Source organism: Rathayibacter sp. AC451 (assembly GCF_979253095.1).
Genome location: NZ_CEEDBD010000001.1, coordinates 3,167,878 through 3,190,325 on the forward strand (window position 1 = coordinate 3,167,878; position 22,448 = coordinate 3,190,325).

The window sequence follows — 22,448 nt, forward strand, 5'->3', positions numbered from 1 at the left end:
CTCCTCTCTCGAAAGGCAGTGCCCCGCGTGTCCACCACCCGAGCCGCCGCACCACCCCGGATCCTCGCCCGCGCCGCGAAGCCGGTCGCCGCCAGCGGTCGCCGCTCCGATCATCCGCTCGTCTTCCTCGTGCCGGCGCTCGTCGTGCTGGTCGTGTTCTTCTTCGTGCCGACGCTGTTCAACTTCGTCTACGCGTTCACCGACTGGTCGAGCTTCAAGGCGGCCATCGGATTCGTCGGGTTCTCGAACTTCGTCGACCTGTTCCAGAGCGGCACGCTGATCCAGGCGCTGCGGGTGACGCTGGTCTACGCGGTGCTGGTCGCGGTGTTCCAGAACCTGTTCGGGCTGATCCTGGCGCTGCTGTTCGAGAAGGACACGCGGGTCAACCGTTTCGCCCGGGTGATGTTCTTCATCCCGGTGATCATGTCGGCGCTCGCCGTCGGCTACGTGTTCCAGGCGCTGCTGAAGCCCGACGGCGCGCTCAACGGCATCCTGTCGTTCGTCACCGGCCAGACCGTGTCGACCGCGTGGCTCGGCGACACGACGTGGACGATCGTGGTCGTCGCCCTGATCCACTCGTGGAAGTGGATGGGCCTGTCGATGCTGATCTACCTGGCGGGCCTCAAGACGATCAGCGGCGACGTGCTCGAGGCCGCGCGGCTCGACGGATCCTCCTGGTGGCAGACGTTCCGCGACATCCGCTTCCCGCTGATCGCCCCGGCGCTCACCTTCAACGTGGCGACCGCGCTGCTCGGATCGATGAACGGCTTCGACATCGTGCAGGCCACCACCGAGGAGGCCCGGGCGGCACGACGGAGCTGCTCAACATCTTCATCTTCCGCACCTTCGGCCAGGGCCTGTTCGCCCAGGCGACCACCATGAGCCTGATCCTCTTCGTGGCGGTCGCCCTCCTCGCCTTCCCCGTCATCCGCATCCTGCGCCGTCGAGAGGACGTGCTGTGAGCACCCTGGTCGAGAAGCCCGCTCCCGTCCGCCGATCCGCCCCCGTCGAGTCGAACCGGCCCTCCGCGGCGCGGACGCTCGCCCGCCTCGCTCAGCCGACCGCCGCGCTGGCGGCCGTCGTCCTGCTGCTCGGCGTGCCGTTCTGGCTCATCGTCAGCACCGCGGGCAAGACCCAGGCCGAGGCGCTGAATCCCAACCTCGCGGCCCCGTCGCAGTGGCAGCTGGTCGAGAACTTCGCCACCGTCTTCACCGACGGGCGCATGGTGCAGGCGTTCCTCGGCAGCGTGCTCGTCATGGTGCCGTCGGTGCTCGGCGTGCTCGTACTCGGCTCGATGGCCGCGTGGATCCTGGGCCGCCGCACGGGACGCGGGATGGCCCTCGTCTACGCCCTCGCGATCAGCGGCATCGTCCTGCCGCCCGCGGTGGTCACGGTGGTGCTCCTGCTGCGCCAGCTCGGACTCGCCGGCACCGCCGTCGGCATGGTCGGCGTGTACATGGGGATGTACCTCTCGACGGTGATCTTCTTCGTCACCGGCTTCGTCCGCACCATCCCGGCGGAGCTCGAGGAGGCGGCCCGCGTCGACGGGGCGCGGCCGATCCGGGTGTTCTTCACGATCATCCTGCCGCTGCTGATGCCGGTGCTCGCGACGGCCACGATCCTCATCTGCCTGTACATCTGGAACGACGTCTTCTACGCGCTGTTCGTGGTCGGCGGGCGGCTCGACACCCTGCCGCTGAACCTCTACCAGGTGGCCAGCGCGGGGCTCTACCTCCAGAACTGGCACCTGATCTTCTCCTATATCATCCTGATGAGCCTGCCCCTCCTCCTGGTGTTCGTCTTCGCTCAGCGCAAGATCATCTCGGGCATCACGAGCGGCGCGGTGAAGTGAGCACCTCCGAGACCGATGCGGTGCCGATCGCCTCCGCCCCCTCCTGGCTCGCGATGCACCAGCGCGACGGCCGAGGACGGAAGCGGGACGACATGAAGCGGGACAGGGCGGCGAAAGCCCCGGTCATCGCCGATGTCGCGGCGCTCGCGGGAGTCTCGGTGCCCACGGTCTCGCGGGTGCTCACGGGTGCCGCGAAGGTGGCTCCCGACAAGCGCGAGCGCGTGCTCGCCGCCATCGCCGAGCTGAACTACCGCCCCAGCTCCGCCGCGCGCGCCCTCGTCACCCGCCGCTCGCGCACCATCGCGGTCGTCGCGGGCAACACGTCGCAGTACGGCTACGCCGAGGCGATCCGCGGCATCGAGGAGGAGGCGCGCGCCGGCGGCTGGACCGTCACCATCACGGTGATCGAGTCGGCCGATCCGGACGACATCGAGAAGGCGCTCTCGCTCGTGCTGAGTCAGAGCCCCGACGGCGTGGCGGTGCTCAAGTTCGATCCGCCCGGGGTCGCCATGGTCGCGGCGCTGCCGCCCGGAGTGCCGGTCGTCGCGCTCTCGGGCGTGCGCGGGCGGGGGATCCCGCAGGCCGTCCTCGACGAGCTGCACGCCGCGCAGGCGCTGACGGAGCACCTGCTCGAGCTCGGCCACCGGACGGTGCACCACGTGCGCGTGCCGCCGTCGCGCCGCGAGGACGGCCGCACGACCGGATGGCGCCGCGCACTGAAGGCGGCGGGCGTCACTGCGGCGCCGACTCCGCTCGAGGCCACGTGGGAGCCCGAGTCGGGGCGGGCGCTGGCCCATCGCCTGGCCGAGGACCCCGAGGTCACCGCTGTGTTCTGCGGCAACGACGAGATCGCCATGGGCGTGATCAAGGGCCTCAGCGAGGCGGGCCTGCGCGTCCCCGAGGACATCAGCGTCGTCGGCTTCGACGACCACCCCCTCGCCCGGATGTGGACACCCGCGCTGACGACGGTGCGCCAGGACTTCGCGGGGCTCGGCCGCCGCGGCTTCGGACTGCTGCTGCGGGCGATGGAGGACGGCGGAGGCACGACGTTCTCGTCGGAGCGCCCCGAGCTGATCGTCCGCGAGAGCTCGGCGCCGCCGCGCGCGTCCCGCTGACGGGTCCGCTCCGGGCGGGGCGGGTCTCGATACGCCGCTGCGCGGCTACTCGACCAGCAGGCACCTTGCTGATCGAGTAGCCCGCTTCGCGGGCGTATCGAGATCCGCGTCCTCCGGGAGCGGTGGGTCTCGAAGCTCCTATTTGTCAAGGTCGGCAGAGGTGGGGGAAGAGTTCTCGGCAGAGGGCTCGTTTGAGGAGGCGGAGGGTGTCTTTGGTGGTCTTGCCGTTGGCGAGGTGGGCGTCGCGGTAGTCGCGGGCGCGTTGTTCGTGGGAGAGGCGGACGACCGCGATTTGATAGAGCGCGGAGTTCGCTTGCCGGTTGCCGCCTCGGGAGAGGCGGTGCCGGTTGGTCTTCCCGGAGGACACGGGTTGCGGGGCGGCGCCGAAGAGTTTCGCGAGGGCGGCTTCGGAGCGGATGCGGTGGCCGTTCTCGCCGACCGCGACGAGGAGTTGCGCGGCGGTGATCGCGGCGACGCAGTAGACCTCGAGCAGGCGTGGGGCGCGGAGTTCGACGAGGACGCGGAGTTGCTTCTCGAGCGCTGCGGCATCGGTGTCCAGAGCGATCCACCGGATGGCGTGCTCGCGCAGCAGCCGGGTGAGGGTGTCGGCGACGACGTCGCCTGTGGTGTCGTCGGGGAGGGCGGCGAGGCGGCGCATCCGGGTGCGGCGGATCCAGTTTCGAGGGAGGTCGCGGATGCTGTCGGGCGCGGTGATCAGGAACTGGTCGACTTGACCTGCGATCTCTTTCTGCTGCTTGACCAGCAGATTCCGGGTCGCGCTGAGGAGTCGCAAGGCTTCGACGGTCGAGGTCGTGTCCTTCGGGATCCGCGGGTCCTGTTCCTCGAGCGCGCGTCGGGCGGCGGCTTCCGCGTCGAACGCGTCGGTCTTGCCCCGTCGGCGGCGCGCGGCCGAGCATGTCAGATGGTGTGCGTAAGGAGCGGGCCTCCTGATGGAAGGATTCACACTGTTGGCAATCGATAGGGCGTCGCGTGAAGTGCGGCGGAAGGCTCAGGAGGCGGGCGCTTCGTGTCTGATCGAGTCGAGCGTGATGGATGACCTGTTCGCGAAGATCGACGCGGGCGAGATCGAGTTGGAGGGTGCCGGAGGGCTGATCCAGCAGCTGATCAAGTCCGGGCTCGAGCGCGGGCTGCAGGCGGAGCTGACCGAGCACGTCGGATACGAGAATGGCGACCCGGACGCTCCGTTCCACGAGAACTCTCGGAACGGGTCGTTTCCGAAGACGGTGGCCACGAATGTCGGCGACGTCGAGTTGCGGGTCCCGCGGGACCGCAACGGCACGTTCACGCCCCGGCTGGTCCCGACGGGCAGCCGACGGTTGTCGCAGCTGGACGAGATGATCGTGTCGCTCTATGTCGGCGGGATGACGGTCCGCGATATCGAGCATCACCTCGCCGCGACGGTCGGCACGGAGCTCTCGCGCGAGACGATCTCGAAGATCGTCGACGAGATCTCCGACGAGGTCCTCGCCTGGCAGCACCGGCCGCTGGAAGCGTTCTATCCGGTGATCTACCTCGACGCTCTCGTCGTGAAGGTCCGCGACGGCGGGCACGTGCGCAACAAGGCCGCGCACCTCGCGGTCGGCGTCGACATGGACGGCATCAAGCACGTCCTCGGGATCTGGGTCCAGCAGTCCGAGGGCGCGAAGTTCTGGGCATCGGTCTGCGCGGAACTCGCGAACCGCGGCGTCCGCGACGTGCTCATCGTCTGCTGCGACGGACTGACCGGGTTCCCCGAGGCGATCGAGGCGACCCGGCCCGACTCGATGGTCCAGACCTGCGTCGTGCACCTGATCCGCAATGCCATGCGGTTCGTCGCCTACGGGCAGCGCAAGGCCGTCGCCGCCGCGTTTGAAGCCGGTCTATCAAGCGCCGACCGCGGACGCCGTCAGGACGGCGTTGAAGGCGTTCACAACGTCGGAACTGGGGCGCGCGAACCCGCACGCGGCGGCAGTGTTCGAGAGCGCGTGGGAGCGGTTCACACCGTTCCTCGCGTTCCCGCCCGAAGTCCGCCGGGTGATCTATACGACGAACGCGATCGAGTCGCTGAACTTCCAGCTCCGCAAAGTCACGAAGAACCGCGGCCACTTCCCGAACGACGCGTCCGTGATCAAGCTGCTCTGGCTCGCGATCTGCGACATCGAAGACAAACGAGCCCGCGATCGAGCCCGCGACCGAGGACGCCCCGCCGCCGAACGTCGAGCCGAGGGACGCCTCGTCGAAGGACAAGTCGTCACCAACTGGAGAAAAGCCCTCGAGCAACTCTCCATCGCATTCCCCGAACGAATCCACCGCTACCTCTGAACCCCCGAGGACCACGCACTTACACACACAACTTGACAGGCTCCGGATGGCGCTTCCAAGGACGCAACAGATTGTGCGTCAACTTGGGACAGTTCGCGGAGTCGCCGTCGGTGACGATTGGTCCTTAATATCCGCGTCGCTGGGCCCACGAGGCTGCTCCCCACCAGCGTGGAACTACCCGTGCATCACTCACTTGCAGTGTCGACGATGACGACGGCACTTCCCGGCCCCAGGGAGATCCATCATGCAACAGGAACTAGCCGGAACGTCGGCGGATCGGCCTGACACCGGTCACGCCTCGCAGTACGCCCTTCGCGGGAAGATGGGCACATTCGGTCTCCTCTTCACCGTACTGGCTTTCACCGCGCCGCTGGGTGTGGTCTTCGGCTTCATCTCGGTGAACATCTCGTTCGGCATCGGCGTTCCCATTGCCTTCATCGCCGTCGGAATCCTCGTCGCTCTCTTCGCTCTAGGTTTCACGAGCATGTCCAAGGCGATTCCCCGACCCGGAGCCTTCTACACGTACATCTGCGAAGGTCTCGGTCGCCCGCTCGGCCTCGGGGGCTCGTTCCTCGCGGTCGGCACCTACGGATTCAACATTACTTCGGCTATCGTCGTCGGCGGTATCGCTGTCAACAACATGTTCAGCGCGTTCACCGGAGGAACTTTTGCGCCCTGGTGGGTCTGGAGTCTTGCGATGCTGATCGCCGCGTGGATCCTTAGCTACTTCAACGTCGAGCTCTCGGCGAAGGTCCTGTCGGTCATCCTCGCGATCGAGGTCGCCGCGGTCGCGATCTTCGACGTCGTGCTGATCGCGAACGGTGGCCCGGAGGGGCCATCGGTCGAGCCGTGGAGCCCGGTGAACCTCATCACCCCGACGATCGGGGTGCTCCTGCTCTTTAGTATCGGCGTGTTCAATGGCTTCGAGGCCACGGCGATCTACCGCGACGAGGTGAAGAACCCGTCGAAGACGATCCCTCGCGCGACGATGCTGGCGGTCGCTTTCCTCGCCATTTTCTACGCGATCTCGGCCTATGCGCTTGTTCTGTCCGTCGGCACGTCGAACGCGGTGGCGTCCGCCTCGGAGAACGCGACCGAAATGATGCCCAATGCTCTGCTCGCCTACTTCGGGGTCTTCGCGAACCAGCTGATTTCGATATTGCTGATCACGAGCTACTTCGCTTCGATGCTGTCGTTGCAGAACATTCTCTCCCGCTACACGCACTCGCTGTCGGTCGATGGGGTCTTTCCGAGGGCGCTCTCGGCCGTGCATGAGAAGCACGGTTCGCCTCACCGTGCGGCGGTCGCAGTCGGAGCCGTTCTTCTCGCGGTGCTATTAATCCTCATCTTTTCCGGGGGTGATGAGGTCGCGCTCTACGCTGCGGCGGGCGGCGTCGCGTTCTACGGGATGCTGCTCCTGCTCGCCCTGACCGCGGTCGCGATCATCTTCTACTTCCGTCGCAATCCCGCCGGCGCATCGGTCTGGCGAACCTTCATCGCACCGGCGGTCGCGTTCGTCGGTATCGGCTTTGCGCTCATCACTGGGACGCTCAACATGGACCTGCTCGTCGTCGGGAGTCCCCTGCTGTTGACAGTCCTGGTCCTCATTCCATATGCCCTCATCGTTGCGGGGATCATCTTGGCCGTCGTTCTGCGGCGGCGCCGACCTGATGTCTACCGCCGCATCGGTCGTGCGCTCGACTGATTCGACCTCTTCGGGTGCGGCTCGGATCACACCCGGGCAGCGCCTACCTGTCCCGCCCTCCCAACGAGAAAGTCGGCTGCACGTGCCCAACTCACGTAAATCCTTGCTCATCGCACCCCATCAGTTCCCGGATCTCCGACGCGAGAAGGATCTTGCCGACGAACTCGATCTCGACCTCGTGGTCGCCGTCGACCAGCAGCAGTTCACCTCCGGCATGCCGGAGGCCGCGATTGTCATGGTCACCCCTTACGCGAAAGTGCACGAAGCCGAATTCGCGCTGATGGACGGTTGCCGGGGGGTCGTCCGCTACGGCATCGGTTACGACAACATTGATGTCCTTGCGGCCCGTGCGCACGGCGTGCCGGTAGCCATCGTCCCTGATGCCTCGACCGAGGAGGTCGCCTCGCACGCCTTCGCGCTCGGCCTCTTGCTGAGCAGGCGGATCCCGCAGGGGCAGGCGGCGATTGCATCCGGACGCTGGGCGGCGGATGTGCCGTTCGATGGTCCCGTGCTGAGTGAGTTGCGGATCGGCGTGATCGGCATGGGCCGCATTGGCCGTCGGGTCGCGACTTGGTGGCGCGATGCGGGAGCGCAAGTGACGGCCTTCGACCCGGTCGTCACGTTCGCGGACGTCCCCTCCGCCTCGGTGGACGAGATCCTCGCCAGCTGCGATGTTGTCTCCCTGCACGTTCCGCTGACGGGCGAGACTCGGCATATGATCTCCGCCGAGTCGATCCTTCTGATGAAGCGCAACGCCGTCATCGTGAACGTGTCGCGCGGCGGATTAGTGGATGAGATTGCCCTCGCGGCGGCGTTGTCCGAGTCGAGACTCGCGGGCGCGGGCCTCGACGTGTTCGAGGCTGAGCCACTGCCGGCCGATCATCCGCTCCGCTTCTCACCGAACGCCGTGCTGACCCCGCATTCCGCGTGGAAGTCGAGCAGCTCCCTCGCCGCGCTGCAGTCCGGTGCCGTGCAGCGGGCGCGGACGTTCCTGCGCGGAGAAACGCCGCCTGACATCGTTTCCTGATTTCGATGCGTCGATGAACGGCGAAGCCCCCGATCTCGTCGCAGACCGGGGGCTTCGCCCGCCGTGAGCGCGTGAGGTCAGTCCGTGCCTCCTGCTGTCATCGTCGATCTGGTTGCACGCTAGGCCGGGGAGAGTGGGCCGTCTGCTCCGGATGGGGACGGCCCGAGCCGTGTGCGACCGCGTTCGCTCAGTCGACCTCAACGTCGAAGCCGCGGGCCGCGTACGTCTCGAGCTTGCGATACAAAGTCGATCGTCCGATTCCCAGCAGAGCCGCCGCGCGCAGGCGATTTCCGCCTGACTCGATCAAGGCCTCTCTGATTTGGTGCAGCTCCGCCTCTTCAAGACGGGTGAGGCGACTCACCTGCAACGCCCGCTGCTGCACGTCGGAGAGGTCCGAGAGCCTGAGCTCGCTGCCTTCCGCACCGCCGGCTACCGTCTCGACGAGTGTGCGGAGCTGCCGCGCGTTACCGGGCCAGTCGGCGGTGACGAGCGTATCGCGCATCTTCGCCGAGAGGCGGCTGCTCGTGAAGCCGGCCTGGTCGAGGAAGACGCGGGCGAGCGCGGGGATGTCCTCCCGGCGTGAGCGCAGAGGGGGCATCGTGATTTCGATCCCGCGCATGGCCGACACAACAGCGGCGACATTCTCCGTGACGACGCCCGTCGTCACGATGATCTGCGGCTGATCGAGCAAGTGCAGCAGGGCCGCCATTTCTTCCAGCAGTTCCGCCGGAGCGCGGTCGACGCGGTGCAGGACGGCCGAGCCGCCTCTCGCTAGGACGGCATCGAGCTCATCCAGGAGCTGGACGGGTGAAGCTTCGGTCGGGAAGTCGACAACGGTCACTTCGTCGGCCATCGTCTCCGCGATCGTGCGTGCAAGCATCAATTTCCCCGTGCCCTGTTCACCCACGATGTAGGTCGGCATCTTGCGTAGGACGGCCGTGCTCGCCGTGTCCAGCACCCGGCGCACTGCGGGGCTATTTCCGATGATGGAGGCGAATTGGCGCAGCGGTTCCCGCTTCCGGCTGCGGCCGGTGTTGCGCGGGACCGTGTCGGGGACGTGTACTCGCATGACAGCGGCGCCGCCGGAGCCGAACTCCGTCGCCTCCATCGGTCGCAGGTGCAATTGCACGTGCCGACCGTCGCTGACGCTCAGCGAATGCCGCGCGTCGTTGCCGGGTTGCGCCTCGCGGGTGAGTGCGGCGAGAACGGCGAAATCGCTCTGGTCCAGCATGCTGAGTGCACTGCGACTGGCGATGGTGGTTCGGTCGTCCATCGCTACGACCGCGTCCGCGCCGCGTTTGCGGACCTCGCGCATGTATTCCGACATCAGCGCCTGCTCGCGCGCGGCGAGCCGTTCCGCGAGTCGTCGGGTGATGTCTGCGGCCGCCCCCTCGACGAGCAGCAGGACCGATCGGGGTGCGACGTCTTTCGCGATGGAGAGGGGGAGCATCAGGCCGAGCACCCCGCGCGTTGACCGACGAATGGGGTCGCGGATGGGGACGGAGGTGCAGTAGCTGCCGTGCAGGGCGTCATTGAAGTGTTCGCCGCCCCACACTTGCACGGTGTGGTTCTCCTCGATCGCGGTACCGTCGGAGTTCGTGCCGATGGCGTCCTCCGCCATCTTGGCCCCGACTAGCGGGAAGAGTTGCTCAGCCCGGCGCATCTCCTTCGCGTGCCCGCGGATTACTGCGAGGGTTCCGTCGGAGTCCGTCAACACGACGGATCCGCCGACGTCTACACACACACCCTCGAGTTCGGTGAGTACCGGTTCGGCGGCGAGCAGGAGCTGCTCGTCGACGCGAGGATCTGAGGTGGATGCAAGCGCTGTCGGCGCCGAGAGCACCTTCCAGGAGAGGCTGCGCTGCCAGGATCGAGCGATGACGGGTCGGAGAACGCTCAGGTCGGTTCCTGCCGGGTCGGCGAGGAAGCGTTCACGGAGAGAGAGAATCGTCGCGTTCGACAGAGATCCAACTCGCGCCTGTGAGTCTTGGGTCCAGATGTCTCCGGTCAAGCTCATGGCGTCCTCCGACCAGCCGCTTAGTACGTCAGCAGGGAGCCGAGTTCAGAGGGAAGCTTACGCGCCTGCTGGCGCGCGAACAGCTGGAAGTACCACTTCCCTCCGGTCTGGACGCCTGTGGTGCCGCTGGCCTTCCAGCCGCCGAAGGTCTGCGGGCCCGGCCACCATCCGGTGGTGGCGTGCCCGGGTACGTTTACGTTGACACATCCGGCCTCGATCGCGTCGAGGAACTCCTCTGCCTCGGCACGGTCTCCGGTGTAGACGCCGGCGGTCAGACCCATTGTGGTCTTGTTTGCGGCCTCGAGACCGGCCTCGAAGTCCGCGACCTCGCTGATGGTGAGGAAGGGGAGGAAGTGCTCGACGTTGGCGAGCCGGTGATCCGCCGGTACTCCGTCGACCACGACGGCGGGAACGAAGTAGCCCTCGCCTCCCGCGATGCCCGTCGTAATCCGGAACTGCGCGTCGGTCGCCTCGGCCACGAGGGCGCCGTGTCGCGCTACGGCTTCCGGCGAGACGACGGGCCCTCCGAATGCGTCGGGTCGGGTGGGGTCGGTCATTTGCAGTCGCGCGACGCGCTCCGCGATCAGGGTCGCGAGGCGCTCGTGCGCGCCGGGGGTCACCAGGACGCGGGAGAGCGCACTGCACTTCTGGCCGCTGAGGTCGAACGCGGAAAAGACAATACCGTCGGCCGCGAGCTCGAGATCGGCGGAGTCCGTAACGATGACCGGGTTCTTGCCGCCCATTTCGGCGATGACGGGACGGTAGTAGTCGCCCTGCGCGAATTCGCGGAGAATGGCCTGACCGACGCCGACGGATCCGGTGAAACAGATGCCGTCGATGTCGGACGCGGCGAGTGCGCGACCCGGCTCATCGGCGCCGTGAATGATGTTGACAAGTCCGACCGGGAGGTCCATCTCGGCGACGAACTCGGCGACGGCGTGTCCTGACCACGGCCCATGGTGGGCCGTCTTCACGACCACACCGTTACCGGCGAGGATGCCCGCGATGACGGGGCCCGCGGCCTGGACGATCGGGTAGTTGAACGGAGTGATGGCTCCGAACACGCCGTACGGCTTGAGGACGGAGTCTGCGGCGATGCCGCCCTCGTTCGGCAGGCGCTCGTCCTCGAACGCGCCCGGTGCCTCGGCGTACTCGGTGTACTGGTGCAGGAACGCCAGGACTTCGGCGCCCTCGGCGCGCGCCGCTGCGTAGGGCTTGCCCACCTCGATCGCAACACGGACCGCCCATTCTTCGACGCGGGACTCGACGAAGGGGATCGCCCGCCGCACGTGCTTGATGCGCTCGGAAAGGGGGATCTTGGCCCACTGCTTCTGTGCGGCGCGGCTGCCCTGCACGGCAGCGTTCACCAGGGAGGCCGGTGCGTCGTGGCATCCGCTGACGATGGTGCCGGGAGCGCTCGGATCCTCCCGCTCGAGAAGGGCCCCGTCGAAGCGCTCGACGCCATTCACGACATGGGGGACGATAACGGCCGGCTTCTCGCGCTGAGCGATGATCCGGGTCGCGAAGGCTGTCTGGTCGGCGTCGGTCATACTGAAAGGGATCTCCTAGCTCGAGGATCGCCACGGGCGTGGCCGATCCGACTTGTGACAAAGGTACGTTCGCGTCCGACGGGCGGAGTGTCCCGTAATGGGACAAGTCATGCTTGAGCGGGACCGACTTCGTTCGACAGGGTCCCGACACGGGCGATGGAAATCGTGATCGTGTCGCCGACGTTCAGCCAGATCGGCGGCGTCCGCTTTGCCCCGATCCCCTCCGGTGTTCCAGTGGCGATCACGTCACCGGGTTCCAATGTGATGGTCTGCGACAGGTACGCGATGATCTCCGCCACGGGGAAGATCATGTTCATGGTGTTGGAGTGCTGCATCTCGACGCCGTTCACCTGCGTCGTGAGTTCCAGGTCCTGAACATCACCCACCTCGTCGAGCGTGACGAGAGCGGGTCCGCTCGGCGTGGAACCGTCAACCGCTTTGCCCATCAGCCACTGGGTGCCCCGATATTGCAGATCACGCGCGGTGACGTCGTTAAGTATCATTGCGCCCGCGACGTAGCTCAGCGCATCCTCAACCGCGACGCCCCGAGCGGTCCGACCGATCACGACCGCCAGTTCGCCCTCGAAGTCGAGTTGGCGTGTGAACGCCAGCCCGCCGATGAGATCACGCGGACCGCACAAGCTCGTCGAGAACTTTGCGAAAACGTCCGGGTACTGCGGGAGTGCGCGGCCGGTCTCGGCCACATGATCTTTGTAGTTCAGACCGATGCAAAGCACCTTGGCCGGGTCGGGAACTGGTGAACTCAGCTGCGCATCCTCGAGCCGTACCTCGGCGTCAAGCCCTGCCTGAACGGCGCTCTCCACGACAGTGGCGAGCCCGCCGAGATCCGCGCCGCGCTCGGTGAGCAGCTGTCGCATCGAGAAAGCGGATTGCGGTTCATCCGGATGTGCCACGGCGCGAGCGATGTCGTAGACGTGCTCGGCGATGATCGCGCCCGCTCGCCACGTTCCGTCCTGACGGTAAGTCACGAGTCTCATGCCGTCGCCTCCGCGATCTCGATGACGGCTGCGACGAGCCGATCAGTCAGGTCCGCGACAACGTCGCCCGTCATCGGAGTCGACAGGGCGACCAGATTGGCGGATGAGAGGAGCAGTCCGCGGTCGTACGCCGCCCACCAGAGGGCTTGCTGCGTCGCAGCGGGTACCTTGCGTTCGCCGCGCGGGAAAGGGCGGTAAAGCGATCCGCTTCCGCGCAGCTCCCAGCCCGAGTCCTGTAGGCGGTAGCTCGCCTCAAGGCGAGCCATATTGCCGAGAGCGTTGAGCCTTGTGATCTCGTCCCCGGTCAGAAGACGCACTGCAGCCGAACCCGCGGCCATCGCGACGGGATTGCCGGAGAATGTCCCTGACAGTGGGATCTCGTCCGGGTGGCGGGGGTCTAGAGCACTCATGAATTCGGCGCGGCCGGCGACAGCGCCCACGGGGAATCCGCCCCCGATGAGCTTGCCCGTGGCCAGCAGGTCGGGGGTCAGGCCGTAATCGCCGCTGAGGCCGTGCGCTCCTAGTCGGATGCTGATCACCTCGTCGATGATTAGCAGCGTTCCATTCTCGGTCGCGAGTCGGCGTGCCTCCGCGACGAACTCGCGATCCAATTCGATGAGTCCCGCCTTGTTCGGGAGCAGATCGAGAACGATCGCCGCGTACCGTCGCGGACCTTCCGCGAACAGGCGCTGCAACGACTCGATGTCGTTGACAGGCAGGAGGGAGACCTGGTCGGACACGACGGAGGGCACACCGAGCATCGGCCCCGAGGTCGACAGTGCGACGTCGGAGGAGCCGTGATAGCCGTCTTTGGTCATGATGAGGTCGGAGCGGCCGGTAATCGCCCGCGCGATGCGTATCGCGGCCATCACGGCTTCCGTGCCGGAGTTGGTGAAACGGATCTGATCGAGTTCGGGCAGCCGCGTCAGCAGGAGGTCCGCGAGCTCCCACTCATCGACGTTCGGGATGCCCCACGACGCGCCACTGCGGATCGCCCGCTCCGCGGCCTCGACGATCTGTGGATGAGCGTTGCCGTGGATGAGAGTCGTGAAATTGCCGTTCGCGTCGATGAACTCCCGACCCGTCTCGTCCCAGAGCCGCCACCCCTCGCCGCGAGCCGCGTAGGGCGAAGGAGAGCCGACGTGATACGCGGCGCGACCGTGCCCTCCCGCGAGGAGAGGGAGTCCGGCTGCCGTGAGGCGGGCGTGTCGGTCCTCCGACGCGCGGACGACTGTGGGGGGCAAGTTATCGACCATGCCGACGAGTCAAACGCCGACGCCGTGCGGCCGACTGTCCTATACCGGGACAGCCCACCGCATTGCCTGTCAGCGAGCGGTGAAACCCGCGTCGACGACGACGGCGCTGCCCGTCATCTTCCGCCGCTCGTCCAGGATGAGGAACACCGCCACATCGGCGATCCGAGACGACCAGGCCGAGGGGCTGACGGGTGGACGGGGCCGCCTCGTCGTCGTAAGAGGAATGATCAAAGAATGCATCCACCATCGGCGTCTTCACCCCCGCCAGCGCATAGTCAGTTCGTGCGGATATCGTCGGCGGCGTGCTCTAGAGCGACCGATTTGATGATTATCTGAACGGCACCCTTGGTCAGGGAGCGTGCCGGGATCTCCGGCTCGGCGACGAGTGAGTTGATGGAGTCCCAGTTGACGATCGATCCGCCACCGCTGGGTATGAGCGCAGGGATTGCGTACCTGCAACCGTAGAACATGGTTCTGAGGTCTGATGTCGATGATGGCATCAAGCAGGGCCTCCGTCACTTCCAGGACGGAGGCGGCTCGGAGGTGTCCGGTGCAGTTCAACATCGCATGCAGCCCGCCGAAGATCTCCTTTGTCCTCGCGACTAATCACTGCACCTGGTCCGGTCGGCTGACGTCGAAGACCGTCGGCTCTGGCTTCAACGCCAGCGAGGCGCGACCGCGCTCGGCGATGTCGGCGGCCGTCACGCGGGAGACGGCATGCAGAAGCGCGAGGGCCGTCGCTCTGCCCTGCCCGTACCCGGCTCCGGTCACGATCGCCACTTCCCCGTCAGTCGACCCGCCATGTCGCTCACCCCTTTTCCATTCAATTTCCAGCGGCTCCGCGTTCCCCTCGACGCCCCCGCTGCACTGTCCGGATGTGACACACAAGAGCCCGGGGACCGCGCTCGATAATCGACAGACGCGTCGAACGGTCGCGGCATAACAACAGAACGGAGACCGAGATGGGTCGAGTACAAGACAAGGTGACCATCGTCACGGGAGCTGCCCGGGGCCAGGGCGAATCGCACACGCGACTCTTCGCAAGCGAGGGAGCGCGGATTCTGATGACCGACGTTCTCGACGAGGCAGGGGAGGCCGTCGCGTCCGAGCTGCGCGCCGAGGGATACGACGTGCACTATCGGCACATGAACGTCGCCGAAGAGTCGGACTGGAAGGATGTGGTCGACGAGGCGTTGGCCCGATGGGGCCGCGTCGACATCTTGCTGAACAACGCCGGTATCGTCGGTTCGCAGAAGTCGGTGCAGGACGAGGACGTGTCGGCATGGCAGCGGATGGTCGCCATCAACCAGCAGGGCGTCTTCCTCGGACTCAAGCACCTCGCGCCCGTCATCGAGCGCGACGGCGGCGGATCCATCGTGAACACGTGCTCGATCAACGGCACGGTCGGCAATCCTGGCGGCTTCTCATATCAAGCATCCAAGGGCGCGGTGAAGATGATGACGCGCGCCGCGGCGATGGAGTACGCCGCCCGCGGCGTGCGCGTGAACTCGATCTCGCCGGGCCTCGTCATGACGCACATGGCGCAGGAGGAGGGTGACGAATCCAACCGAGAGTTCGCCGCGGCCACCCCGATGAAGCGAGGCGCGCAGGCGATCGAGGTCAGCTATGGTGTGCTCTTCCTGGCGAGCGACGAAGCGAGCTACGTGACGGGCGCTGACCTCCTCGTCGACGGCGGATACACGGCACAGTGATGTCCGATGCCGCCCTGCTGAATCACGCGGTCCAGGCTCTAGGGCCTCTGGGCGATGCCCAAAGCCAGCTCACCGCAGCTGTGCACCTCCTGGGTTACGACCAGGGGTTGCTCCGAATACTCGCCACTCCGCGGCGCGAGATGACCGTCTCTGTCCCGCTGCGATCCGACGACGGCGAGATCCTCGTGTTCCTGGGGCACCGGGTGCAGCACAATTTCTCCCGCGGACCCGCGAAGGGCGGTCTGCGGTATTCACCTCATGTAGATCTCGATGAGATTCGCGCCCTGGCGATGTGGATGACGTGGAAGTGCGCGCTCGTCGATGTGCCCTACGGCGGCGCCAAGGGTGGCATCGCTATCGATCCACGCCGGCATTCGATGGCCGAACTCGAGCGCGTGACGCGGCGGTACACCAGCGAGATCCTGCCGATCATCGGTCCAGAACGCGACATCCCGGCGCCGGACATCGGGACGGACGAAAAGACCATGGCCTGGATGATGGACACTTACTCCGTCGCAAGGGGTACACCAGTCCCGGCGTCGTCACTGGCAAGCCAATCTCACTGGGCGGCTCCCTCGGTCGAGCCAGCGCGACCAGTCGCGGGGTGACCCACATCGCCCTCGCCGCGTTGGAACATGTCGGGCTGCGGGCAGACCGATCCTCCGCTGCGGTACAGGGGTTCGGGAAGGTCGGCGCCGACGTCGCCCTGTTCCTGCATCAAGCCGGAGTCCGGGTGACTGCGGTAAGCGACCAGTACGGTGCAATTCGTGCGGATCGAGGGCTGGATATCGACGAACTCATAACGCACGTACGAAGCACCGGCAGCGTCGTCGGGTTCGGCGAAGCCGACTTCCTCGACCGGGACGAGCTGCTCCTACAGGATGTGGACCTGCTCGTTCCTGCGGCCGTCGAAGGTGTGATCCACACGAACAATGCGCGTGCCATCCGGGCCAAGCTCATCGTCGAGGGTGCGAACGGCCCCACGACGGCGGCCGCTGACGTGATCCTGCGCGATCGAGGAGTGCTCGTCGTACCAGACATCCTCGCCAACGCGGGTGGGGTGATCGTGTCCTACTTCGAGTGGGTGCAGGCCAATCAGGCCTACTGGTGGGGCGGAGACCAAGTAGAAGCGAGACTGCGGACCCGGATGATCGAGGCGTGGCAGCGCGTCGTCGCCGACGCGGCCACGCGCGGCGAGACGCTTCGAGCGTCAGCAACGGCCCTGGCCGTGCAACGCGTCGCGGAGGCGCACCTCCTGCGCGGGTTGTATCCCTGATCCGCTGCGCAGTCGCGGAGATCCCTCGGATCGCCTTTACCGTTGCGGAATTACCCGCCGACGACTGAATACCGGCCTGTCTCAAAATGGGACGTTGCGACCCGGGTATCCGGAGGACTCTGGACAACGGTCAGGACGCGGCCAGAAATGACGCCGTTCCTTAGCCCGAGATTCGACGATCCGAAGGAGTCCCCCAATGACTGACGCAGTGACGACGAGCGCCTTGAACGATTCGTTCTCGGCCGTCTCCGGGGTCGACGACGGCGCCCGCATCCTCACCGAATGGATCGAGACGCTCGGCGCGACACTGACGTCCTGTGACCATGAGACGATGAAGTCCCTGTTCCAAAACGAGTGCACTGCCCGCGACCTGCTCGCCCTCTCCTGGGACTTCCGCAACGCCGTCGGACGCCACGACGTCGCGACGCTGCTGACCGGCAGCGACAGCACGAGTCCGCTGCAGATCGGCATCCGCCCGGCTGCTCCCATCATCCGCGAGGCGAGCGGGGGCGCTGAGACAATCGCCACTTTCCTGCACTTCAAGACGGCGACCGGAGCCGGGGCGGGGTACCTCCAGCTCGGCCTCGACGACGACGGGGTCTGGCGCGCCGGAACGCTCATCCTCTCGCTCACCGCCTTCGACAGCCACCCTGAGCTGATCGACGAGCTCCGTCCCGCGGGCCGAGAGCACGGACCCGTCCCGAACCGGCTCAGCTGGAACGAGTCGCTCGACCACGAGTTCGCGACGGATGATCCGACGGTGGTCATCGTGGGAGCCGGCCACAACGGTCTGATGATTGCCGCGCGCTTGCGCGCGCTCGGCATCCCCGCGTTGGTCGTCGAGAGCAATCATCGCGTCGGCGACAACTGGCGCAAGCGCTACTCCTCCCTCGCTCTGCACACGCCCGTTTTGGCGGACCAGCTCCCGTACTTGCCTTTCCCCTCGACCTGGACCCGGTTCACCCCGAAGGACAAGCTTGCGGACTTCCTGGAGAGCTACGCCACGCTGCTCGATCTGCCCGTATGGACGGGATCATCGGTGCAGAACGCGCATTTCGACGTCGGGACCGAGACATGGGCAATCGACGTCGTCCGCGCGGACGGCTCGACGCGGCACCTCAACCCGCGCCATCTCGTTCTCGCGACCGGCATGAACGGCGCGCCCAATCGCCCCGACTTCCCCGGGCAGGCGGAGTTCGCCGGCGAGGTCATCCACGCTGTCGACTACCGCGGGAGCGAGCCGTGGGTCGGCAAGCGCGTCGTCGTCGTTGGCAGCGGCGTCAGCGGCCACGACATCGCACAGGACCTCGCCGAGCACGGTGTGGAGGTGACCATGATCCAGCGCTCCGGCACGGTTGTCTTCAACGCATCCACCTTCCACAAGGTCATGCATGCGACCCACACCAGCGGCAAGTACACCCTCGATCAGGGCGACCTGATCAATGCCGCTGTGCCGTTCGGACATCTCCCCTCCTACGGAGCCGGCCAACTCGCAGAAGCGAACGCACTCGATCGCGACATGCTCGACGCGCTGACGAAGGCGGGATTCGAGCTGAGCGAGGGACCCGGAGGGCAGGGTGTCCTCGGCCTGATCTTCGGGTCGAACGCGACCGGCTACTACTACAACGCCGGTGCATCCGACCTCATCGCGGACGGCTCAATCAAGCTCGATCACGGCAGTGTCACCGGATTCGACTCGACGGGTGTCACGCTCGATGACGGTCGCTCCGTCCAAGCCGACCTCGTTGTGTTCGCGACGGGGTACCAGCCACCGACGGCCGCTGCGCGGCAGCTTCTCGGCGATCCAATCGCGGACGAGCTCGGCGAATTCGCTCACGTCAGCGAGGACGGCGAATACGGTCGGCTCTGGCGCGGCTCCGGGTTCGACGGGCTTTGGTTCGCGATCTCTCTCAGCATCGAGCACGGACGGTTCTATTCGAAGCTGTTAGCACTGCAGATCGCGGCGCAGGAAGCGGGAGTCCTCTCGCGCCCGTGACCGCCCGAAGCGCGGCGTGAGCGGCGGCTGCGCCGTCGACGCGCCGTGATCACCTCGAAACGTCTTATCGGCGCAGCCCCAGACTGTCACTTCGCGGCTGGGCGCCGACGATGTGACAGCCTTCGGGTTCTCTGCTTCAGCCATGGTCAGCCGGTCAGTCCCGCGACGATGGCTCGGGTGAGCCGGTGGAGCGCATCGGCGTCGAAACGGGCGTGGTCGGGGTTGGGCGTGCCGATCGAAAGCACTTGGCAGTCGACGTCGCGCAGCAGTGCGGTGAGGGCCGTCGTGAGTTGTGTTGTCGTCGCGACGGAGCTGCGCCCGGCCGTGCTGTCCGCGATCGGCGCGTCCATGAAGTCGTGCACGCCGACGTCGACGTGCACGAGGTATGTCTCCCTCGCCGATCCCATCCCACGCGGTGGTCGCAGCGTCGACGGGCGCCGCGAGGAGGTCGGCCTGGGTGATGATGCGCCGCAGTCGCTGCTCGGTGACCTGTGCCGTTTCCCTGTCGGTGCTCTCTGCGGGATCAACCGACGAAAATGAGGCGGTCGGGAACGAGGAGCGACTCCACGTCGAGGATATTGAGGAGTTCGGGTTCGGCGCCTTTCAGGGCCAGCGCGTGCGCGACCCCCACCGAATCTGCAGCACCGGCCTTCGTGCTAGACCGGATTTTCCTGTCGTAGTGACGGTCGAGACACACCAAGCCTTGGTCGTGCCCCGCGCGGGTAAGGCCCGCGAGCGCGCCGAGCGCCGGTGTCGTGCAGCAGTGCTCGAGGTCGTCGCGACACCGAACTACAGTGTCGGGACGGGTGCAGGATCGTCGACATGGGCCGGAATCAGGCGCTTCTAGCGGTGCGGCTGGACGGATCGGTCGTCGACAGCTGCCTCATTGTCGGCCTCACCGCGCGGGACCAGCCGGGAGAGGGCGGCACCGACCACAACCAGCGCAAGGGGGACCAGGAGCGCTGTGCGCAGTCCGGCCGCTTCTCCGATGAATCCGAGAAGCGGCGGACCGACGAGAAAAGCCACGTATCCGATCGTGGCGGTCACTGCAACACGCTGGGCCTGGCCAGGGCCTGAGTCGCCGGCGGCGGACAGCGCGACCGGGAAACCGAGGGCGACGCCAAGTCCCCAAAGGATGACCGACGCTCCCGCAACGATCTGATCATCGACGAAGATGATGAGGATGAGCCCGGCTGCGGCGGCCAGCGCACTGTACGTCAGAATCGCGGAGCGCCCGTACCGTTCAACGAGCCTCCCTCCCAAGAAGCGCGCGACCATCATCGACAGCGAGAAGATCGCGTAGATGGCGGAGCCCAGTGCGGCGTCGAAGCCGTGACCATCGACCATTAGGAGGGGCAGCCAGTCGTTGGCGGAGCCTTCAGTGATAGCCATGGCCAGCACGACTCCGCCGATCACCAGGAGAACGGGATCGCGGAGCAGCCGAACACCCTCGCGGGAAGAAGCATCCTGAGCGTCGCCGCGGCCGGCCACCGCTCGATCGACACGCGGAATATGGGCGATCGTCATCGATAGGAGGACCGATCCCACCACCGCGACCAGAGCGAGGTGAAGGACGACCGGTACATCGAACGCTGTGAAGACGATTCCGGCGGCCGCTCCGATAACCGTTCCCAGGCTGAAGAACCCATGAAGCGCGGGAAGCACCGACCGACCGAGGAGGGACTCGATCTCCGCCCCTTCGACGTTCATTGCGACCTCGCCTCCGCCCATCCCGAGGCCGAAGAGACCGAGCCCGATCGCGGCCAGGAGCGGTGATCCCACCAACGTGGCGACGCCGATCATCACCATGCTGAGGGCGATGCTGCTGACGCCCGCCGTGATGACCACGCGCGCTCCCCATCGCGAGACGAGTGGCCCGGAACACAGGATGCCGAGCATTGAGCCGATCGAGAGTCCGAAGAGGATCAAACCCATCTCGGCAGTCGTCGCGCCGAGTCGATCCCGTATATCGGGTGTCCGGGTCACCCATGATGCGAGACCCAATCCTGGAACGAGGAAGAGCGCGAACAGCGCCCGACGGCGACGAAAGGTGGCGGCGATCACGAGTGTCCTCCCTGGCGTGTACATCTGTACAGACGAATCCGTGTACAAATGTACATGCCTCATCTGGTTCAACGGCTGCTAGACAGAACGAGGCGACGATCGAGAGGAATGCAGATGGTGGCAGCGGTCTCGGACTCGACACGACCCCAAGTCATCATCGGGGCCACCCTTCGCGTGATCATCGAGCACGGTGTGCACCACACGACACACCGACTGATCGCCGAAGCCGCGGAGGTCCCGCTCGGGTCGGTCACGTACTACTTCGCGTCACTCGAGATCCTCCGACGTGAAGCTTTCCGCTCGCTCATGGAGTCGATGTCGGCGCAACTCGAATCCGCTCTCAGCGGCGCGCGCGATCGAGAATCCTGCATTCGCATCCTGGCCGATCTGATCTTCGACAGCGACTACGTCGGCGCCGAGTCGATGACAGCGCTGTATGAGATGTACTCGTTGGCATCCCATGATCCCGCGGTTCATGAGTTGTCTCGCACGTGGCTTCTTCGTGTCCGCGCGCAGCTGGAGCAGCATTTCGATCCCGTGACCAGCGCGTCCATTGATGCGTTCGTCGAGGGGTGGGCTATTCACCGGTCTTTCGCCCGCGAAACGTTTTCTCGCGCAGAGGTTGACATGGTGCTCCGCAGAGTTGCTGCGCTCGACAGCTGAGTCGTGATGAGGCTCTGGCTTACGATAATGATCGGCCACGAGGCGGCCGGCCGAGTCGAGGACCGCGACGTGGTGGCTGTCCTGATGGGTGTCGATGCCCGCGACGATCTCGCGGACGGACTGCGCTTGAACGGTGTTTGTTGTCATGCTGGACACGTCCCTTCCAAGGGTCACGCGTCCGATCAGTGGACAGACAAATCGGTGATGAGACCACAGGTCGGTCAGGCTTCTATCAAGTAATGACCGCCGACCGGACGCTTCAAACGGTGTCGCGGGGTTCGACAATTCGAGACCAAGACAGCCCGGCTAGGCGTCAGATACGCGATCGAGTCAGAACCCCGCGACACCACCAAGGCAATCACCGATACGCCGCTGCGCGGCTACTCGACCAGCAGGCACCTTGCTGATCGAGTAGCCCGCGCAGCGGGCGTCCCGAGATCCGCCCTCCCGGCGACGGCGTGCGGCTAGCGCGCGCAGCAGCGCCAGGAACTCGTCGGCCATCGCCAGCTGCTCCTCGAGCTTCGCTCGGCGGGCGGCGGCGTCGGCGATGAAGGCGTCGAGGCGCGTGCGGATCCCGGCCGCCTCCTCCGGGGTGGCTGCGCTCTCGAGGCTGTCGGCGACGCGCAGCAGCTCGGCCATCGCGTCGAGCGAGAAGCCCAGCGGCTTCATCCGCCGGATGAGCAGCAGGCGGTCGACGTCGCGCTCGGTGTAGAGGCGGAACCCGCCGACCGTGCGCCCACTCGGCCGCAGCAGCCCGACCTCGTCGTAGTGGCGGAGGGTGCGCAGCGACATCGAGGAGCGGTCGGCGAGCTCGCCGATGCGCAGGGTCGCCTCGACCTCCTCGGCCGTCCGCTCGTCCGTCATGCACCGCTCCGCTCGTCCCGGGTGTCCGCAA

The 22,448-nt window shown here is 66.3% G+C and carries 20 protein-coding genes and 3 pseudogenes; 12 read left to right on the top strand and 11 right to left on the bottom strand.

Translation table 11 applies throughout. The features are described from left to right. The first annotated feature begins 27 nt into the window (after positions 1–27). From AC0CID_RS15155 to AC0CID_RS15165, 3 genes are all read left to right on the top strand, one after another. Positions 28–882: a carbohydrate ABC transporter permease gene (locus tag AC0CID_RS15155; RefSeq protein WP_465228112.1), complete on the top strand. Its 855-nt coding sequence runs from the start codon at positions 28–30 to the stop codon at positions 880–882. A 76-nt stretch (positions 883–958) separates the two neighbouring features. Further along, positions 959–1,852, top strand: coding sequence for a carbohydrate ABC transporter permease (locus tag AC0CID_RS15160; protein ID WP_465227453.1), 894 nt, complete (start codon positions 959–961; stop codon positions 1,850–1,852). Beyond that, positions 1,849–2,967, top strand: a complete 1,119-nt coding sequence (locus AC0CID_RS15165; RefSeq protein WP_465227454.1) for a LacI family DNA-binding transcriptional regulator — start codon at positions 1,849–1,851, stop codon at positions 2,965–2,967. The genes AC0CID_RS15160 and AC0CID_RS15165 overlap by 4 nt, the downstream gene beginning before the upstream one ends. A gap of 145 nt (positions 2,968–3,112) precedes the next feature. On the opposite strand, the gene AC0CID_RS15170 is transcribed toward AC0CID_RS15165, so the two are convergent. Then, positions 3,113–3,931 (bottom strand): transposase, encoded by an 819-nt coding sequence (locus AC0CID_RS15170; protein ID WP_465227455.1) that lies wholly within the window; start codon positions 3,929–3,931, stop codon positions 3,113–3,115. Between the two features lie 85 nt (positions 3,932–4,016). Between AC0CID_RS15170 and AC0CID_RS15175 the strand changes: the two are divergent. The 4 genes and pseudogenes from AC0CID_RS15175 to AC0CID_RS15190 form a co-directional block, all read left to right on the top strand. After that, positions 4,017–4,841: pseudogene (locus tag AC0CID_RS15175) on the top strand (IS256 family transposase); the annotation flags it as partial. Next, positions 4,786–5,289: a transposase gene (locus tag AC0CID_RS15180; RefSeq protein WP_465228113.1), complete on the top strand. Its 504-nt coding sequence runs from the start codon at positions 4,786–4,788 to the stop codon at positions 5,287–5,289. The pseudogene AC0CID_RS15175 and the gene AC0CID_RS15180, both read left to right, overlap by 56 nt. Positions 5,290–5,533: 244 nt before the next feature. Then, positions 5,534–6,994 carry an APC family permease gene (locus tag AC0CID_RS15185; RefSeq protein WP_465227456.1) on the top strand — a complete coding sequence of 487 codons (1,461 nt, stop codon included), beginning with the start codon at positions 5,534–5,536 and terminating at the stop codon, positions 6,992–6,994. 103 nt (positions 6,995–7,097) lie between these two features. Next, positions 7,098–8,021, top strand: a complete 924-nt coding sequence (locus AC0CID_RS15190; protein ID WP_465227457.1) for a C-terminal binding protein — start codon at positions 7,098–7,100, stop codon at positions 8,019–8,021. A gap of 187 nt (positions 8,022–8,208) precedes the next feature. Here the strand turns inward: AC0CID_RS15190 and AC0CID_RS15195 are convergent, their stop codons facing one another. The 7 genes from AC0CID_RS15195 to AC0CID_RS15225 form a co-directional block, all read right to left on the bottom strand. Beyond that, a complete protein-coding gene (locus AC0CID_RS15195) occupies positions 8,209–10,038 on the bottom strand; it encodes a sigma-54-dependent Fis family transcriptional regulator (protein ID WP_465227458.1) in 1,830 nt (609 codons plus the stop codon). Between the two features lie 20 nt (positions 10,039–10,058). Beyond that, positions 10,059–11,588 (bottom strand): aldehyde dehydrogenase family protein, encoded by a 1,530-nt coding sequence (locus AC0CID_RS15200; protein WP_465227459.1) that lies wholly within the window; start codon positions 11,586–11,588, stop codon positions 10,059–10,061. A gap of 107 nt (positions 11,589–11,695) precedes the next feature. Further along, on the bottom strand, positions 11,696–12,586 hold the full coding sequence (locus tag AC0CID_RS15205) for a fumarylacetoacetate hydrolase family protein (protein WP_465227460.1): 891 nt from the start codon (positions 12,584–12,586) through the stop codon (positions 11,696–11,698). After that, positions 12,583–13,842 carry an aminotransferase class III-fold pyridoxal phosphate-dependent enzyme gene (locus AC0CID_RS15210; RefSeq protein WP_465227461.1) on the bottom strand — a complete coding sequence of 420 codons (1,260 nt, stop codon included), beginning with the start codon at positions 13,840–13,842 and terminating at the stop codon, positions 12,583–12,585. The genes AC0CID_RS15205 and AC0CID_RS15210 overlap by 4 nt, the downstream gene beginning before the upstream one ends. A gap of 69 nt (positions 13,843–13,911) precedes the next feature. Further along, positions 13,912–14,073, bottom strand: coding sequence for a hypothetical protein (locus AC0CID_RS15215; RefSeq protein WP_465227462.1), 162 nt, complete (start codon positions 14,071–14,073; stop codon positions 13,912–13,914). Between the two features lie 44 nt (positions 14,074–14,117). After that, a complete protein-coding gene (locus AC0CID_RS15220; RefSeq protein WP_465227463.1) occupies positions 14,118–14,342 on the bottom strand; it encodes an SDR family oxidoreductase in 225 nt (74 codons plus the stop codon). A gap of 106 nt (positions 14,343–14,448) precedes the next feature. Continuing rightward, positions 14,449–14,622, bottom strand: coding sequence for a hypothetical protein (locus AC0CID_RS15225; protein WP_465227464.1), 174 nt, complete (start codon positions 14,620–14,622; stop codon positions 14,449–14,451). Between the two features lie 182 nt (positions 14,623–14,804). Here AC0CID_RS15225 and AC0CID_RS15230 point away from each other — a divergent pair, with 182 nt between their 5' ends. The 3 genes and pseudogenes from AC0CID_RS15230 to AC0CID_RS15240 all read left to right on the top strand — a co-directional run bounded on the left by AC0CID_RS15230 (position 14,805) and on the right by AC0CID_RS15240 (position 18,826). Further along, on the top strand, positions 14,805–15,554 hold the full coding sequence (locus AC0CID_RS15230; RefSeq protein WP_465227465.1) for an SDR family NAD(P)-dependent oxidoreductase: 750 nt from the start codon (positions 14,805–14,807) through the stop codon (positions 15,552–15,554). Then, positions 15,554–16,830 (top strand): annotated as a pseudogene (locus AC0CID_RS15235) (Glu/Leu/Phe/Val family dehydrogenase). The gene AC0CID_RS15230 and the pseudogene AC0CID_RS15235 overlap by 1 nt, the downstream one beginning before the upstream one ends. Before the next feature lie 196 nt (positions 16,831–17,026). After that, the gene (locus tag AC0CID_RS15240) at positions 17,027–18,826 is read left to right on the top strand and encodes an FAD-dependent oxidoreductase (protein ID WP_465227466.1); all 1,800 of its coding nucleotides are present in this window, start codon (positions 17,027–17,029) and stop codon (positions 18,824–18,826) included. 146 nt (positions 18,827–18,972) lie between these two features. On the opposite strand, the gene AC0CID_RS15245 is transcribed toward AC0CID_RS15240, so the two are convergent. Further along, the gene (locus AC0CID_RS15245; protein ID WP_465227467.1) at positions 18,973–19,206 is read right to left on the bottom strand and encodes a hypothetical protein; all 234 of its coding nucleotides are present in this window, start codon (positions 19,204–19,206) and stop codon (positions 18,973–18,975) included. 77 nt (positions 19,207–19,283) lie between these two features. On the opposite strand from AC0CID_RS15245, the gene AC0CID_RS15250 reads away from it, so the two are divergent. Next, the gene (locus tag AC0CID_RS15250) at positions 19,284–19,673 is read left to right on the top strand and encodes a hypothetical protein (protein ID WP_465227468.1); all 390 of its coding nucleotides are present in this window, start codon (positions 19,284–19,286) and stop codon (positions 19,671–19,673) included. On the opposite strand, the gene AC0CID_RS15255 is transcribed toward AC0CID_RS15250, so the two are convergent. Beyond that, entirely contained in the window at positions 19,670–20,890 is a 1,221-nt protein-coding gene (locus AC0CID_RS15255; RefSeq protein WP_465227469.1) for an MFS transporter, read from the bottom strand. The genes AC0CID_RS15250 and AC0CID_RS15255 overlap by 4 nt on opposite strands. Before the next feature lie 114 nt (positions 20,891–21,004). Here AC0CID_RS15255 and AC0CID_RS15260 point away from each other — a divergent pair, with 114 nt between their 5' ends. Further along, complete coding sequence (locus tag AC0CID_RS15260) at positions 21,005–21,553, top strand: TetR/AcrR family transcriptional regulator (protein ID WP_465227470.1); 549 nt, start codon at positions 21,005–21,007, stop codon at positions 21,551–21,553. Positions 21,554–22,021: 468 nt separating this feature from the next. Here the strand turns inward: AC0CID_RS15260 and AC0CID_RS15265 are convergent. Beyond that, a pseudogene (locus tag AC0CID_RS15265) lies at positions 22,022–22,417 on the bottom strand (MerR family transcriptional regulator); the annotation flags it as partial. Positions 22,418–22,448: the final 31 nt, after the last annotated feature.

Excerpts from the sequence above, each read along its gene's own strand:
- AC0CID_RS15260 (WP_465227470.1), top strand. The coding sequence starts at position 21,005 with ATGGTGGCAGCGGTCTCGGACTCGACACGACCCCAAGTCATCATCGGG.
- AC0CID_RS15185 (WP_465227456.1), top strand. The coding sequence starts at position 5,534 with ATGCAACAGGAACTAGCCGGAACGTCGGCGGATCGGCCTGACACCGGT.
- AC0CID_RS15180 (WP_465228113.1), top strand. The coding sequence starts at position 4,786 with ATGCCATGCGGTTCGTCGCCTACGGGCAGCGCAAGGCCGTCGCCGCCG.
- AC0CID_RS15195 (WP_465227458.1), bottom strand. The coding sequence starts at position 10,038 with ATGAGCTTGACCGGAGACATCTGGACCCAAGACTCACAGGCGCGAGTT.
- AC0CID_RS15220 (WP_465227463.1), bottom strand. The coding sequence starts at position 14,342 with ATGCCATCATCGACATCAGACCTCAGAACCATGTTCTACGGTTGCAGG.
- AC0CID_RS15205 (WP_465227460.1), bottom strand. The coding sequence starts at position 12,586 with ATGAGACTCGTGACTTACCGTCAGGACGGAACGTGGCGAGCGGGCGCG.
- AC0CID_RS15240 (WP_465227466.1), top strand. The coding sequence starts at position 17,027 with ATGACTGACGCAGTGACGACGAGCGCCTTGAACGATTCGTTCTCGGCC.
- AC0CID_RS15230 (WP_465227465.1), top strand. The coding sequence starts at position 14,805 with ATGGGTCGAGTACAAGACAAGGTGACCATCGTCACGGGAGCTGCCCGG.
- AC0CID_RS15200 (WP_465227459.1), bottom strand. The coding sequence starts at position 11,588 with ATGACCGACGCCGACCAGACAGCCTTCGCGACCCGGATCATCGCTCAG.
- AC0CID_RS15210 (WP_465227461.1), bottom strand. The coding sequence starts at position 13,842 with ATGGTCGATAACTTGCCCCCCACAGTCGTCCGCGCGTCGGAGGACCGA.